Here is a 15,027-nt window from a genome sequence, read left to right on the forward strand (position 1 = left end):
CGGACTGCCCGGGAGGGCCCCTGCGGGACACGAACGCGACAGAGCCAGGCAAGGCCGCGCGGTTAAGGGGGAGTCACACATGGGAAAGCTTGGGGGACAGCGTTGGGGAAAGCATCGGCGATGGGCCGCGCTCGCGATCTGCGCCGCGTCGGTCACGGCGGGCCCGGCGGTCGCGCAGGGTGAGGCGACGGCCCCGGACGGGGGACCGTCCCTGGTGAATCCGGGCCCGACGGCGAGCCCGGCGCAGAAGGCCCGCTATCGGGCGAACCGCGCCCGGCGGCGGGTCATCCGGGAGGCGCGGAGCTTCTCGGGCGCCAGCAGCGCCGCGGCCAGCCTCGACGTGCAGGGCAGCAGCGCGGCGCCGCCCAGCCTGCCGCCGGGCACCCTCGACCTCGGCAACGGGATCAGCATGATCCTGAACTACACCGGCGAGTTCGCCGCCAACCCGTCCGGCGGCATCCGGCAGGGATCGGCCTACGCGGGCCAGATCGCGTTCGGCCTCGACGCGGATCTCGCCCGCCTCGCCGGCATCGACGGCGGCTCGGTCCACACGGTCGTGACCCAGCGCCACGGCCGGAGCCTGGCGCAGGACGATATCGGCTTCAACGGCAGCGTGCAGGAGATCTACGGCGGCGGCCAGACCGCCCACCTGACGCTGCTGTCCTACGAGCAGAAGCTGCTCGACAACCGCCTCGACATCGAGGTCGGCCGCCTGCTCGCCAACCCCAACTTCCTGGCCTCGCCGCTCTACTGCAACTTCCAGAACAACGCGACCTGCGGCGCGCCCAAGTCCATCTTCAAGCTGACGAACTTCACCTACTGGCCGATCGCCACGTGGGGCGGCCACGCCAAGGCCTGGGTCACCGACACGGTGTTCCTGCACGCCGGCATCTACGAGGTGAACCCGCGCGACCAGTTGCCGACCCGGAACGGCGTCGACTGGTCGACCCGCGGCGCCACCGGATTCCTGGTGCCGGTCGAGGTCGGCTACTCCACCAATTTCGGCAACGACCCGCTGCCGCGCAACTACAGCATCGGCGCCGTGTTCGACCGGTCGGACTACACGGATCCCGTGCTCGACCGGCGGGGCGCCGCCCAGGTCTTCAGCGGCCTCGATCCGCTGACCCGGTTCGGGCGGTCGGCGGTCTACGCCCGCTTCGACCAGATGGTCTGGCGGCCGGATCCGAACGGCGTCCAGGGCCTGTCGGTGTTCGGCGTCGCGATCGGCGGCACCGGCGGCCGGCAGACCCAGGACTACTTCCTGGAGGGCGGCGCCGTCCTGACCGGCACCTTCCCGGGCCGGCCCTACGACACCCTCGGCCTCGTCGTCGCCATGGAGAAGCTCTCGCCGCTCGGCACGGCCAACATCCGGGCGGCGCGCGCGTCGCTGGGCCTCGGCACGCGGACCGTCGAGTCCCTGCAGACCATCCTGGAACTCAGCTACGGCATCCAGCTCACCCCGGCGGTGCGGCTGATGCCGAACCTGCAATACGTGATCGACCCGGACCAGACCCGCTTCCCGTTCCGCCCGAAGCCGATCCCGGACGCCGTCGTGATCGGCGCGAAGCTGTCGGTGGACCTGTTCACCCTGGCCGGCCTCGCGAAGGGCCCGGGCAGCCAGTGACACCCTGACCACCCCGGCGCCCGCTCCCTGCGGGCGCCGGGCCCGCGGTCCCGGCCGGGGGAGGGGCCGTCCCGNGGCCGCGAGGCCCGTGCGCGCCGGGCCGGATCGCCGTGCCGGCGGCGCGGCGTTTCGCGCTGCGCGCACCTTCGTGTACGAGACCGGGCTCCGCGTTCCGTCGCGCGGTCGGCGGGCCGGGCCCGTGGGACGACGGCAGAGACCTCGACATGGCAGTGACCGATCACGACGCGGCACCGGTCTCCACCGGAGTGACCGGCCTCGACCACATCCTGGCCGGCGGCTACGCGTCCCAGCGCTCGCACCTCATCGAGGGGCGGCCCGGATCCGGAAAGACCACGCTGGCGATGCAGTTCCTCCTCGACGGCGTGCGCCGGGGCGAGCGCTGCCTGTACATCACGCTCTCGGAGAGCCGGCGCGAGCTCCTGAACGTCGCGGAGCGCCACGGCTGGTCCCTCGACGGCATCGAGATCTGCGAGCTCGTCGCGCCGGAACTCAGCCTCGATCCCGGGCAGCAGCAGAGCCTCGTCCACTCGTCCGACCTCGAGCTCGGCGAGACCGTCCGGATGGCGATCGCCGAGATCGAGCGGCTCAAGCCGCAGCGCGTGGTGTTCGACAGCCTGTCGGAGATCCGACTGCTCTCGCAGGGATCGCTGCGCTACCGGCGGCAGGTCCACGCCCTGCGCAGCTTCCTGCTCATCCAGAACACCACGGCGCTGCTCCTCGACGACCTCACCGCCGAGACGGACGACCTGAACCTGCACAGCCTCAGCCACGCCGTGGTCCGGCTGGAGCAGCTCGCGCCCCTGTACGGCGGCGAGCGGCGGCGCCTGCGCGTGATCAAGATGCGCGGCACGCCGTTCCGGGGCGGGTTCCACGACTACGTCATCCGGCGCGGCGGCCTCACGGTGTTCCCGCGCCTCGTCGCGGCCGAGCATCTCGCCACCTTCCCCGACGACCGGTGCGGCACGGGCAGCCCCGAACTGGACCAGCTGCTCGGCGGCGGCCTCGACCGGGGCACCAGCACGATGCTGATCGGCCCGTCCGGCGTCGGCAAGTCCACGGTGGCGCTCACCTGCGTCACCGCGGCGATCGCCCGCGGCGAGCGGGCGCTGATCCTCAGCTTCGACGAGACCACCGGCGTCCTCACGCGCAGAGCCCGCGGCCTCGCCATGCCGGTCGAGGACGCGATCGCCGCCGGATCCCTCATCGTCGAGCAGATCGACCCGGCCGAGGTCTCGCCCGGCGAACTCGCCGACATCGTCCAGAACGCGGTCGAGCACCGGGGCGTGACGACGGTCGTGATCGACTCCCTGACCGGCTATCACAACGCCATGCCGGAGGAGAATTACCTGCTCCTGCAGATGCACGAGCTGCTGACCTACCTGAACCAGCAGGGCGTGCTCTCGCTCCTCGTCCTGGCCCAGCACGGCATGATCGGGGCGATGGGCGCGAATGTCGACCTCACCTACCTCAGCGACACGATCCTGCTGTTCCGCACCTTCGAGGCCGACGGGCGGCTGCGGCGCGCGATCTCGATCGTGAAGAAGCGGACCGGCGGCCACGAGGACGCGATCCGCGAATTGCGGATCGACTCCGGCGGGATCCGCGTTGGCGAACCGCTCAGCGCGTTCCGAGGGATCATGACCGGCGTTCCGACATTCGAGGGTGAGCGGTCGTCGCTCCTGCCGACCCGCGCGGCAGATGACCGAATCTGAACTGCCGGTTCTCATCTTCGCGCCGGGGGGCCGGGACGCCGCCGTCGCCGCGGCGATCCTCGGCGAGGCGCGGATCGCGACGCGGGTGTGCGCCAGCCTCGCGGACGTGGTCTCCCGGCTCGACGCGGCCGCCTGCGCGGTGCTCACCGAGGAGGCGCTGCTGTCCTCGAACCGCCAGGCCCTGGCGGACTGGATCGCCGCGCAGCCGCCCTGGTCCGATTTCCCGTTCATCCTCCTGCGGCTGCGGGGCGCCGAGCCCAACGCGCAGCTGACCGACATGCTCGGCAACGTCAGCGTGCTGGAACGCCCGTTCCACCCGGCGACGCTGGTCATGGCGGCCCGCTCCGCCCACCGCGCCAAGCGCCGGCAGCTCGAGGCGCGCGCCCATCTCGAGGAGCGCGAGCGCACGACCGAGCGGCAGGCGCTCCTGATCCGCGAGCTGCATCACCGGGTGAAGAACACGCTGGCGACCGTGCAGGCGCTGCTCGGGGCCTCGGCCCGCTCCGCCACCAGCGTGGACGCGTTCTACGCCTCGTTCTCGGCGCGGGTGATCTCCCTGGCCAAGACCCACAATCTCCTGACCGAGGATTACTGGCAGCAGGCGCCCCTGCGCGAGATGCTGATGAACGAGCTGGGGCCCTACAACGACGTCGAGGGCGCGCGCATCCGGCTGGAGGGCCCCGCGATCGACCTGATGGGCGACCTCGCCGTCCCGACCGGCATGGCCATCCACGAGCTGACGACCAACGCGGCCAAGCACGGCGCGCTGTCGGTTCCGGAAGGCCGGATCGCGATCCGCTGGGATATCGAGCAGACGCCGGCCGCCCGCATGCTCCACCTCGACTGGACCGAGCGGGGCGGTCCGGCCACGGCGGCGCCGACGCGGAAAGGCTTCGGCTCGACGCTGCTGCAGCGTGTCCTGAAGGTCCAGTGCCAGGCGGACATCGCCTTCGATTTCCAGCCGGCCGGGCTGCACTTCACCATGCGGGCGCCGCTGCCCGAGACGCGCGTCGTCCCGGCGTACTGAGGCGGTCAGGGTTCTGGACCCGGCGCCGCGCCGGCCGCAGGGTGTGCGCTTTCACACAGACGTGTCTTGCGTTCCGCGGCCCTGATCGAACTTATCGCAGGTGCGAGATTTGGGATGTCGCAGCACAGCGATATGTCTTGCGATGAATAAGTTCGTACCTCTCGTGGCGGCCGTGGTGGCCTGGGCGGTCTTCGGCACCTGGGCCGAGGCCCGGCGCTCGGCTTTGCAGAAGGACATCCCCGCGCTCCGCCCGGGGATCGAGGCCGATCTGGCGGCGAGACACTGTCCGGACGTCCGGATCGATACGGAGCGCTTCCGCCAGTTCTCGCGCGAGAACCACCTGAACCACGCCGACTTCTTCACGAAGAAGCGCTCGGTCGCCCTGCAGCAGGATCTCGACGCGGAGCTGGCGCAGTTCCGCGCGCGTCCCGGGGAGGCCTGCGCGCAGATGTGGACCAAGTACGGCGACGACGGCACCGTGCAGCATCTCCTCGTCCGCAAGTAGGCGCACGCCCGCCGGTCCGGGGGCGCCCGGCCGCACCGGCACCGGCCGCAGTCCCGGCATCTCGAGCTCGAGGATTCGGTTCCAGGCCCGCCCGTGTTTCGAGAACGCGCTTCTCCCGATGGGCTCGCCCGGAAACTGAAGTCCCTCTCCCCGCGCGCGAAACCCGCGATGCGGCAAGATCTCGCCGGCATCCCGCGCCGCGGCCGAGATGAAACTCCATATTGGGCGCCCGATTCCGAGGAGAACGTTTTTCCTTCATCGGAGAATTGGGAACGCCGTTTCATTGACGGCGGCAGCCGCGGCCATCAATTCTAGCGGCCTGTTCGGATGTCCGGCCGCGCAACCTCCGTTCTTCGGGATCGGGGCGGTCCGTCATCCTGTCTCACCGCAAGGCATCCGGAATGACACGACCGAGACTCGTCGGGCTGAGCGCCAACGTGCAGCGGCCCTCGAAGACCCGCACGCTGGTGGATGCCGTGCTCCGCGAGGCCGGCGCCCAGGCTTCCCTCGACGCGGAGATCCTGGACTTCGTCGATGCCGGGACCGGTCTCGGCGCCGCCTGGACCCGCGACCAGCTCGCGCCGGCCGCGCGCGGCGTGCTCGCGGCCATCGAGGAGGCGGACGGGCTGGTCGTCGGCTCGCCGGTCTACAAGGGCGCCTATACCGGCCTGTTCAAGCACCTGTTCGACCTGGTCGATCCGGGGGCGCTCGCCGGAAAGCCCGTGGCGATCGTGGCCACGGGCGGCGGCGCGCGCCACGCCCTCGTGGTCGAGCACGCCTTCCGGCCGCTCTTCGGCTTCTTCGGGGCGCTCCAGGTCCCGACCGCGGTCTACGCCTCCGATCCCGATTTCAGCGACGGCGCACTCACCGAGGCCGGCGTGCGCGCCCGCGCCCGCGAGGCCGGCGGACAGCTCGCCGCGCTGCTCGTGCACCGNCGGCCCTGGCGCCGGCCCTGGCGCCGGCCCTCGCCCCGGACGCCCGGGCGGCCGAGCCCGGCGTGCTGCGGATCGGCTACCAGAAGAACGGCATCCTGGTCGTCGCCAAGCAGCAGAAGATCATCGAGAAGCGCCTGGAGCCCCTCGGATACGCGGTGCGCTGGATCGAGTTCTCGTTCGGGCCGCCGCTGCTGGAGGCCCTGTCGCTGGACGGGATCGATCTCGGCCAGACCGGCGACGCGCCGCCGATCTTCGCCCAGGCCGCGCGCTCCAACCTCGTCTACGCGGCCGCCCAGGAGGCCGGCGGGTCCGGCGCCGGAATCCTGCTGCCGAAGGGCTCGGAGATCCGCAGCCTCGCCGAGCTCAAGGGCAAGCGCGTCGCCTTCGCCAAGGCGTCGAGCTCCCACAACCTGACCATCGCGGCGCTGGAGAAGGCCGGCCTGCGCTACGCCGACATCGAGCCGGTGACGCTGGCGCCCGCGGATGCCGCGGCCGCCTTCGCCCGGGGCAGCATCGACGCCTGGACGATCTGGGACCCGTACTTCGCCATCGCCGAGCAGGGGGAGGGCGTGCGCGTGCTGGTGCGCGCCACCGACGTCACCCCGCAGAACAACTTCTTCCTGGCGAGCCGGCCCTTCGCGGAGAGCCGGGCCCCGGTCCTCACCGCGGCGATCGACGCCCTGGGCGAGGTGGCTTCCTGGTGCACGCAGAATCGCGGCGCGGTGGCGGAACTCCTGTCGCAGGGCACGGGCGTGCCGCTGGCCGCGACGCGGCGGGCGGTGGACCGGACCGACTACGTGATCGGTCCCATGACCGACCGCGTCGCCGCCGAGCAGCAGCGGGTCGCCGACCGCTTCCACGCGCTGAGACTGATCCCCAAGCCGATCCGCATCGCCGACGCGGTCTGGACGCCCCCCGCCCGCAACGGCTGAGACCGATCGCAGAGAGCCATGACCGACCGATCGCCCCGCGCGCTGTCCCTGTCATCCGCCGGCGCCCCGAACCGCCGCCGCCTCCTGTCCGCCGGCCTCGGCCTCGCGGCGGCCGCGCTGCTGCGGCMCGCCCGCGCGGCCGGCAGCATCCGGATCGGCTATCAGAAATACGGGTCCCTCGTGCTGCTGAAGGCCCGCGGCACCCTGGAGAAGACCCTCCAGCCCCTCGGCACCGCGGTGGCGTGGTCCGAGTTCCCGTCCGGGCCGCCGCTCCTGGAGGCGCTGAATGCCGGGGCGATCGATTTCGGCTCGGCCGGCGAGGCGCCGCCGATCTTCGCCCAGGCGGCGAGCCCGGAGCTGCGCTACGTGGCCGCCGAGCCGCCGGCGCCGCGGGGCGAGGCGATCCTCGTGCCCAGGGACAGCCCGATCCGCAGCGTCGCCGACCTGCGCGGCAAGACCGTCGCCCTCAATAAGGGATCGAACGTCCACTACCTGCTGGTGCGCGCCCTGGAGCAGGCGGGCGTCCCCTACGACGCGGTGACGCTCGCCTATCTGGCGCCGGCCGACGCCAACGCCGCCTTCGTCCGCGGCTCCGTCGATGCCTGGGTGATCTGGGACCCGTTCCAGGCCGCCGCCGAGCGGGCCGCGGGCGCCCGGGTCCTGGTCGACGGGCGCGGGGTCGACGGGCACGCGCTCGCCCCCAACCGCCAGTTCTACCTGTCCCGGCGCGGCTTCACCGACACCAGCCCCGCGGTCGTCGCGGCCGTGCTGCGGGCGATCGGGGAGATCGACGCCTGGGCCGAGGGCCACGCCGACGCCGTGGCGGCGGAACTGGCGCCCTCGGTGGGCATCCCCGCGCCGGTCCTCGCCGTGGCGCTCGGCCGCCTGTCCTACGGCGTCGCGCCCCTCGACGCGGCCGCGATCGCCGACCAGCAGAGGGTCGCCGACAGCTTCCACCGCCTCGGGCTCCTCCCGAAGCCCGTCCGGGTCGCCGACGCGGTCTGGACGCCCCCCCGGCCCGCGGACGCCCTCAAGTCCGAGACGCGGACGGAGAACCGCTGATGCGCCCCTCCAAGCTCGATCGCCTGCGCGACTCCGCGCTGCCCTGGCTGCTGCCGGCCGCCATCCTGCTCGGCTGGCAGGCCGCGGTCTCGACCGGCCTCGTCTCCAACCGCTTCATGCCGGCGCCCCTCGACGTGGTCCGGGCCGGCTGGGAGGCCGGGCGGACCGGGGAGCTCTGGACCAATCTCGGCGTCAGCACCCTGCGGGCGCTGGCCGGCTTCGTGATCGGCGGCGGCATCGGCTTCGCGCTCGGCCTCGCCAACGGCCTGTCGCGCCTGTCGGAGCGGCTCACCGACACCTCGGTGCAGATGGTGCGCAACGTGCCCCACCTGTCGCTGATCCCGCTGGTGATCCTGTGGTTCGGCATCGGCGAGGAGGCCAAGCTGTTCCTCGTGGCGCTCGGCGTGTTCTTCCCGATCTACGCCAACACCCTGCACGGCATCCGCTCGGTGGATCCGGGCCTCGTCGAGATGGGCCGGGTCTACGGCATGTCCCGCGCCGAGCTGTTCACCCGCGTGGTGCTGCCCGGCGCCCTGCCGTCGATCTTCGTGGGCCTGCGCTACGGCTTAGGCATCATGTGGCTGACGCTGATCGTCGCCGAGACGATCTCGGCCTCGTCGGGGCTCGGCTACATGGCCATGCAGGCCCGGGAGTTCATGCTGGTCGACGTCGTCGTGCTGGCGATCCTGATCTACGCCGCCCTCGGCAAGTTCGCCGACGCCCTGACCCGCCAGCTCGAGCGCGCCTGCCTCGCCTGGAACCCCGCCTACAGGAGCGCCTGATGCTGCTCGACGCCGTCCGCCGCGAGGCGCTTCCCGACCCGGGCACGGACCCGCGCCCGGCGCCCGGCCCCGCCCCGGGGCACAGGCCAGCGGATCTGCTGGCGGATCTGCCCGCGGATCTGCCCGCAGATCTGTCCCCCTCGCCGCCGGCCCGCGGGATCGCCGTCACCGTCCGCGACCTGGACAAGAGCTTCGACGGCACCGCCGTCATCGAGGGCCTGAACCTGTTCCTGCCGGCCGGCGGGTTCACCGCGGTGGTCGGGCGCTCCGGCTGCGGCAAGAGCACCCTGCTGCGCCTCATCCTCGGGCTCGACACGCCCACGGGCGGGCGGATCGACCTGGAGGGGCCGGAGCGCTCCCCGCGCCGGTCCGAGCCGCCGAAGCGGATCATGTTCCAGGAGCCGCGGCTGCTGCCCTGGGCGCGGGTCGTCGACAACGTCGCGGTCGGCCTGTCGGGGCACGGCTCCCGGGCCGAGCGCCGGGAGCGGGCGCTCGCGGCGCTCGCCGAGGTCGGCCTCGCCGACAAGGCCGGGCAGTGGCCCGCCACCCTGTCGGGCGGCCAGCGCCAGCGCGTGGCCCTGGCCCGGGCGCTGGTGAGCCGGCCGGGCCTGCTCGCCCTCGACGAGCCGCTGGGCGCCCTCGACGCCCTGACCCGGATCGGCATGCAGGACCTGATCGAGCGGATCTGGCGGGCGCAGGGGTTCACCGCGCTCCTCGTCACGCACGACGTCACCGAGGCGGTGGCGCTGGCCGACCGCATCCTCGTGGTCGAGGCCGGCCGGATCGCCCTCGACCTGCGGGTCGACGTGCCGCGGCCGCGCCGGCGCGGGGATCCGGACCTCGCCCGCCTCGAGGGCCGCATCCTCGATCACCTGCTCAAATCGCAGCCGACCGCCTGAACGCGGGGCCGCCGTTTCCCGGACGCGGCGGCCCGCCCTAGCTCTCGACGATCACCGGATGCGCGCAGTCGGATCCGGCTTTTCCGCATCCGGCCAACGGGCCGCACAGGAGATTCCGATGACAGCAGCCAATGACGGGCGCGCCGACGTCCTCTGGTTCCTGCCGACCCACGGCGACGGCCGCTATCTCGGCGCGCGGGAGGGCGCCCGGGACGTCTCGCTCAGCTATCTCCGGCAGATCGCGCAGGGGGCGGACGAGCTCGGCTATTACGGCGTGCTGCTGCCGACGGGGCGCTCCTGCGAGGATTCCTGGATCGTCGCTTCCGCGCTGGCGCCGCTGACCAAGCAGCTGCGCTTCCTCGTGGCGGTGCGGCCGGGCCTGATGGAGCCCTCCGCGGCGGCCCGCATGACCGCGACCCTCGACCGGATCTCGGACGGGCGCCTCCTGATCAACGTCGTCACCGGCGGCGACCCGGTGGAACTCGCCGGCGACGGCGTGTTCCTGTCCCACGACGAACGCTACGCCGTCACCGACGAGTTCCTGACGATCTGGCGCGGCCTGCTCGCGGGCGAGACCGTGACCTTCCAGGGCGATCACCTGCGCGCCGAGAACGGCCGGCTGATCTTCCCGCCGGTGCAGAAGCCCTATCCGCCGCTCTATTTCGGCGGCTCGTCGGCGGCCGGCATGGCGGTCGCGGCCGAGCATTGCGACGTCTACCTGACCTGGGGCGAGCCCCCGGCCCAGGTCGCCGAGAAGATCGCCGCCGCCCGGCAGGCCGCCGAGGCGAAGGGCAAGACCTTCTCGTACGGCATCCGCCTGCACGTCATCGCCCGCGAGACCGAGGCGGCGGCCTGGGAGGCCGCCGAGCAGCTGATCTCGAAGCTCGACGACGCCACCATCGCCAAGGCGCAGGAGACCCTGAAGCGGCAGGATTCCGTCGGCCAGAGCCGCATGATGGCGCTCCACGGCGGCAGCCGCGACAGGCTCGTGGTCGCGCCGAACCTCTGGGCCGGCGTCGGCCTCGTCCGCGGCGGTGCCGGGACGGCGCTGGTCGGCTCGGCCGACCAGGTCGCCGACCGGATGAAAGAGTACATCGATCTCGGGATCGACCGCTTCATCCTCTCGGGCTACCCGCACCTGGAGGAGGCCTACCGGTTCGCCGAGCTGGTCTTCCCGAAGCTGCCGCTGCGCGCCACCACCGGCCGGCCGGCCGGCAATGCCCGCAACGACGGCCCGTTCGGCGAGATCATCGCCAACGACCTCGTGCCGACCCGCCGCGTCGGCGCGCACTGACCGGCGGCCCGCCGTCACGGGGCATGGCTGATCTGCATTCGGGCAGCCCGGGCGTCATGGTCATGCCATCCTTGGCGCCCATCCGCACCGCCCATCGCCGCGCGACGCGCTCGCGCGGCCTGGACGAGCGTAGGATTTCGATGACTTCGACCAAGACGGCCCTCCTGGCCATCGGTCTGTGCCTCGGCCCCGCCGCGGCCTTCGCGGAGCAGTCCCCGGCCCGGGAAGCCCTCAAGCAGTACTGCACCGGCGACTACATGGATTTCTGCAGCGCCTACGCGCCGGGCGGCCCGGAGGTCGAGGCCTGCTTCAAGGCCAATCTCAAGAAGCTCTCCCCGAACTGCTCGGCGGCGATCACCGCCTACAAGAAGGAGCAGCGGGCGACCAAGCGCGTCAGCGAGGTGCGCTGAGAGCCGAGCGGCCGTCGCGTCGGCGTCCGCGCCCCGGAGGCCGCCGACGCCGCGCCGAAGCGGCGGATCGGCCGATCCACCGCGGCGATCCCCACAATGCCGCCGCGCAGAAGCGGCCTGCACGATAATTTAAGCCGACACCTGCCATCGGTTGAGAACTGGCGTGGCCAAGATCAGGTCCTGCGATTCGGCGACGATCCGCGCGCGTGACTGCACGGGATCTCCCCCGGGATCTGCGAGCTCCGCCCGTCGGGATTTCGAGACGCGGGTACCGTGCCGATGACGACAACCGACCTGACGTCCGCCGGGACCGCCCCCCCGGCCGGCGGCCGCGCGGCCATGCTGCGCGGGGCCCGCATCGTGGCGGCCGCGGCCGTCACCGTGATGGTGCTGCTGCTCGACCTCATCAGCTACTCCCAGCTCATCTTCTCGGGGCCGCTGGCGGAGAGCCGGGCGGCCGGCCTGTCGGCGCTGCTCGCGGCCTACGTGCTGGGCAGCCTCGTCTTCATCGCGCTGCGCCGCACCGCGCGGATCTCGCTGTCCTTCATCGGCGCGGCCGCGATCGTGCAGGCGGCGATCGCCGCGGCGGTCGCCGGGCAGCTCGAGGCCGCGGGCATCACCGATCCGGAGACGGTCGGCCAGCTCGTCCTGGTGGCCTGCGGCGTCTCGACCTTCGCCACCGGCGTGATCTTCGCGCTGCTCGGCACCCTGCGGGCCTCCCTGCTGGTGCAGCTCCTGCCCTACCCGGTGCTCGCCGGCTTCCTCGGCGGCGTCGGGCTGCTGTTCCTGCGCAGCGGCGTGCAGATCGGCGGCCATGTCGACGATCCGGTCGCGGCCCTGCTCCGCGCCGTCGACCCGGCGAACCTCGATCCGGGCCGGATCGATGCCGGGGCGCTCGCGCGCATCGCCCTGACCCTCGCCATCGGGTTCTGCGCCTTCTACCTGCCCCGGATCGTCCGGCACTGGGGGACCTACCCCGCGGTGATCCTGTCGAGCCTCGCGGTGGTCCATCTCGGGCTGGCCTGGACGGGCACCAGCGTCGCCGCCGGGCAGGCCTCGGGATGGCTGATCGAGCCGCTGCCGACGGGCACGCTGCTGCGCCCGCCCGCCATCGGCAGCCTGACGGCCTTCGATCCGCACCTGCTCCTGCCGATCTGGCCGAAGATCGCCACACTGGTCGTCGTGGCGGTGATCATCCAGATCCTCTACGTCGTGAGCGTCGAGCTGGAGATCCGGCGCGATCTCGACATCGACCGGATGTTCGTCGCCTCGGGCGCCACCAACTTGGTCGGCAGCGTGTTCGGCAGCTCCGCGATGGGCTTCGGCCGGACATCGACGCTGCTGCTGCACAACATCGGCGGCGGCCACTGGCTCGGCTGGTGGCTGACCCTCGCGGTCATGGCGGCGCTCCTCATCGTCGGCGCGAGTCCCCTGGCGCTGCTGCCCCGCCCCCTGGCCGGCGGCGCCCTGATCGCCATCGGCATCGGGCTCCTGTTCAACCTCGGCGTGGCCAGCCGGACCCTGCCGGGCTGGGAGATCGCCATCGCGCTGGTCGTGTGCGCCGCCACCGCGTTCTTCGGGGCCACCACGGGCTTCCTCGTGGGCGTCCTGCTGGCGATCCTGATCTTCGGGGTCCAGTACGGGCAGATCGGCGCGATCCGCCGGTCGCTGTCCGGAGCGGAGCGGCGCAGCAGCGTCATCCGCGGTCCCGACGCCGCGGCGCGGCTCGAGGCGGCCGGCGCCCGGACCCGGATCTACACCCTGCAGGGCTACCTGTTCTTCCTCAACGCGCAGGCGATCTTCCGCCGGGCCGCCGCGGAGGCCGGGGATCTGCGCGTCCTGATCCTGGATTTCCGCGAGACCGTGGGGCTCGACAGCTCGGCGCTGATCGCGTTCCGCAAGGTCGGCCAGCTCGCCGAGCAGCGGCGCTTCGACGTGCTGCTGGTCCACGTCGATCCGGCGGCGCGGCTGCTGATCACCCGCAACGGGCTCACCGCCGACCCGCGTGTCCGGATCCTCGACACGCTGGACGAGGCCCTGCGCGCCGCCGAGGCGACGCTCCTGGCGGAGGCCGGCGGCGCCGGCCCGGGGGAGGTCGCCGTCTTCGCCCGGCACATGGCCGACCGGCTCGGCAGCGCGTTCGGGCCGGACGATTTCGCGCCCTACCTGACGGTCCGCGAGCTCGCGGCGGGCGCGGCGCTGATGCGCCAGGGGGAGGCGGCCGACGCCCTCTACTTCCTGGAGCAGGGCCTCGTCTCCATCGAGATGGAGGTCCCCGGCCGCGGCAACCTGCGCCTGCGCACCACGACGGCCGGCACGGTGATCGGCGAGATCGCGCTGGTCCAGGGCGGTCGGCGCACCGCCACCGCCGTCGCCGAGAGCCCCTGCCGGGTGGTCGTCATCGACCGCGCCGCCCTGGCCCGGATGGAGCGGGAGCGCCCGGACCTCGCGCTCGCCTTCCAGCGCTTCCTGATCCTGGAACTGGCCGGCAAGGTCTCCGACACGAACCGGCTGCTCGAGGCGGAGATGCAGTGAGGCGCCCGGCGGCGCCCGCTCGCCCGTCCGCGGGTCAGGCCGCCGCCAGCACCACGGCGAGCCCGAGATGGGTGACGTGGTGCAGGAACTGGTCGATGCCCATCAGCCACCAGAACCGGGCATCCGTGGTCGGCAGGCGCGACCGCTGGCCGACCAGCACCTTGCCGCGGTCGATCCCCGTGTGGATCGCGAAATCGACGAGCGCCAGCCACCACAGGGCCGGCTTCACCGCGAGCGCGATCGCCAGCGTGCCGAGGCCGTGCAGGCCGGTATGGGCGCAGAGGGGGCCGAGCCAGGCGGAGGACCGCTGCTTGCCCTGCGCCATCCAGTTGGTCTGAAGGAAGAAGTCCGCCGCGAGGTGCTTCACGGCGAACGCCAGGACCAGCAGCGCGAAGGCACCCACCGGGACGAGCGTATCGACGGACGGCATCGCGGCCCTGGCTCTCCTGCCGCGATCCTGCGGGGAAGGGTTCGGCAGCGCGCACCGCGCCCCGAATCGAGGAGGTGCCAGCATACACGCACCGACCGACCCTGGCGCGGGCCGCGATCCGGCGCGTCCCGCCGGCCCGGCTCCGGACGTCGCGCGGTCGATCTCAAAATCCGGACCGATGTTTCGCCCGCCACCGGGCCGATCGGCGAGATATTCCATCTATTCCCGCGAAAAACTCGCAGGTTCGCAAGTTTTAATAATTCCAATCAACAAAGATAGACGTTGTTGCACAGAACAGCCGCGTGATACCCGTCCGATCCGCGTGAGCCGTATCGATGGGACATCGTGAGCGGGACAGTGGCGACCTGGAAATGCGACGCCGGCTTCTCGGACCACGGGATCGCCGCGGGCCGGCCCGGCCGGCCGCCGCCCGGCGGATCCTGGAACCTCGCGGCGTTCGAGCGCCATCGCCCCGCCTATCTCGCGCGGGCACGCCGCATCCTCGGCTGCCCGGCCCAGGCGGAGGACGTGGTCCAGGACGTGCTGCTCCGGCTGATCGCCGATCCGCCCCCGGCCGAGACCGTGATCCAGGCCGCCTATATCGGACGGATGGTGCGCAACCTCGCCCTCGACCGGGCGCGGCGGCAGGGCTTCGAGCGGCGCCTGTTCACCGATCTCGACGCCGCCCCGGACCCGGCCGATCCCGGCACGGGGACCCCCGAGGCGGCCGCGGCGTCGCGGGAAGCCCTGCGGCAGGTGGAGGCCGCGGTGGCCGAGCTGCCGGAGCCGGTGCGCACGGCCTTCCAGCTCCACCGGGTCGAGGGCGTGCCGCAGGTCGAGATCGCGGCCCGGCTCGGGG

General features: G+C 72.5%; 12 protein-coding genes and 2 pseudogenes. 13 read left to right on the top strand and 1 reads right to left on the bottom strand.

Going from position 1 to position 15,027, the window contains the following annotated elements; translation table 11 throughout:
* The first annotated feature begins 79 nt into the window (after positions 1-79).
* The 12 genes and pseudogenes from MMR14E_RS11475 (at position 80) to MMR14E_RS11530 (ending at position 13,738) form a co-directional block, all read left to right on the top strand.
* Positions 80-1,624: a carbohydrate porin gene (locus tag MMR14E_RS11475; protein ID WP_331314332.1), complete on the top strand. Its 1,545-nt coding sequence runs from the start codon at positions 80-82 to the stop codon at positions 1,622-1,624.
* A 224-nt stretch (positions 1,625-1,848) separates the two neighbouring features.
* Positions 1,849-3,357 (top strand): ATPase domain-containing protein, encoded by a 1,509-nt coding sequence (locus MMR14E_RS11480; RefSeq protein ID WP_331314333.1) that lies wholly within the window; start codon positions 1,849-1,851, stop codon positions 3,355-3,357.
* Complete coding sequence (locus MMR14E_RS11485) at positions 3,344-4,384, top strand: sensor histidine kinase (RefSeq protein ID WP_331314335.1); 1,041 nt, start codon at positions 3,344-3,346, stop codon at positions 4,382-4,384. The genes MMR14E_RS11480 and MMR14E_RS11485 overlap by 14 nt, the downstream gene beginning before the upstream one ends.
* Positions 4,385-4,526: 142 nt before the next feature.
* Positions 4,527-4,889 (top strand): hypothetical protein, encoded by a 363-nt coding sequence (locus tag MMR14E_RS11490; protein WP_331314337.1) that lies wholly within the window; start codon positions 4,527-4,529, stop codon positions 4,887-4,889.
* A gap of 401 nt (positions 4,890-5,290) precedes the next feature.
* Positions 5,291-5,821: pseudogene (msuE, locus tag MMR14E_RS11495) on the top strand (FMN reductase); the annotation flags it as partial.
* 8 nt (positions 5,822-5,829) lie between these two features.
* On the top strand, positions 5,830-6,756 hold the full coding sequence (locus tag MMR14E_RS11500; RefSeq protein ID WP_331314422.1) for an aliphatic sulfonate ABC transporter substrate-binding protein: 927 nt from the start codon (positions 5,830-5,832) through the stop codon (positions 6,754-6,756).
* Between the two features lie 18 nt (positions 6,757-6,774).
* Positions 6,775-7,818, top strand: coding sequence for a sulfonate ABC transporter substrate-binding protein (locus tag MMR14E_RS11505; protein WP_331314340.1), 1,044 nt, complete (start codon positions 6,775-6,777; stop codon positions 7,816-7,818).
* Positions 7,818-8,600, top strand: a complete 783-nt coding sequence (gene ssuC / locus MMR14E_RS11510) for an aliphatic sulfonate ABC transporter permease SsuC (protein ID WP_331314342.1) — start codon at positions 7,818-7,820, stop codon at positions 8,598-8,600. The genes MMR14E_RS11505 and ssuC overlap by 1 nt, the downstream gene beginning before the upstream one ends.
* Complete coding sequence (locus MMR14E_RS11515; protein ID WP_331314344.1) at positions 8,600-9,499, top strand: ABC transporter ATP-binding protein; 900 nt, start codon at positions 8,600-8,602, stop codon at positions 9,497-9,499. The genes ssuC and MMR14E_RS11515 overlap by 1 nt, the downstream gene beginning before the upstream one ends.
* Before the next feature lie 118 nt (positions 9,500-9,617).
* Positions 9,618-10,793, top strand: a complete 1,176-nt coding sequence (gene ssuD, locus MMR14E_RS11520) for an FMNH2-dependent alkanesulfonate monooxygenase (RefSeq protein ID WP_331314345.1) — start codon at positions 9,618-9,620, stop codon at positions 10,791-10,793.
* 140 nt (positions 10,794-10,933) lie between these two features.
* Complete coding sequence (locus MMR14E_RS11525) at positions 10,934-11,203, top strand: hypothetical protein (protein ID WP_273563121.1); 270 nt, start codon at positions 10,934-10,936, stop codon at positions 11,201-11,203.
* A 279-nt stretch (positions 11,204-11,482) separates the two neighbouring features.
* Positions 11,483-13,738 (top strand): cyclic nucleotide-binding domain-containing protein, encoded by a 2,256-nt coding sequence (locus tag MMR14E_RS11530; protein WP_331314424.1) that lies wholly within the window; start codon positions 11,483-11,485, stop codon positions 13,736-13,738.
* Positions 13,739-13,772: 34 nt separating this feature from the next.
* Here the strand turns inward: MMR14E_RS11530 and MMR14E_RS11535 are convergent, their stop codons facing one another.
* Complete coding sequence (locus tag MMR14E_RS11535; protein WP_331314348.1) at positions 13,773-14,168, bottom strand: DUF3307 domain-containing protein; 396 nt, start codon at positions 14,166-14,168, stop codon at positions 13,773-13,775.
* Positions 14,169-14,525: 357 nt separating this feature from the next.
* Here MMR14E_RS11535 and MMR14E_RS11540 point away from each other — a divergent pair.
* Positions 14,526-15,005: pseudogene (locus MMR14E_RS11540) on the top strand (sigma-70 family RNA polymerase sigma factor); the annotation flags it as partial.
* Between the last annotated feature and the right edge of the window lie 22 nt (positions 15,006-15,027).

Origin of the sequence: Methylobacterium mesophilicum, assembly GCF_036441335.1 — a bacterium.
Taxonomy (GTDB): Bacteria; Pseudomonadota; Alphaproteobacteria; order Rhizobiales; family Beijerinckiaceae; genus Methylobacterium; species Methylobacterium mesophilicum_B.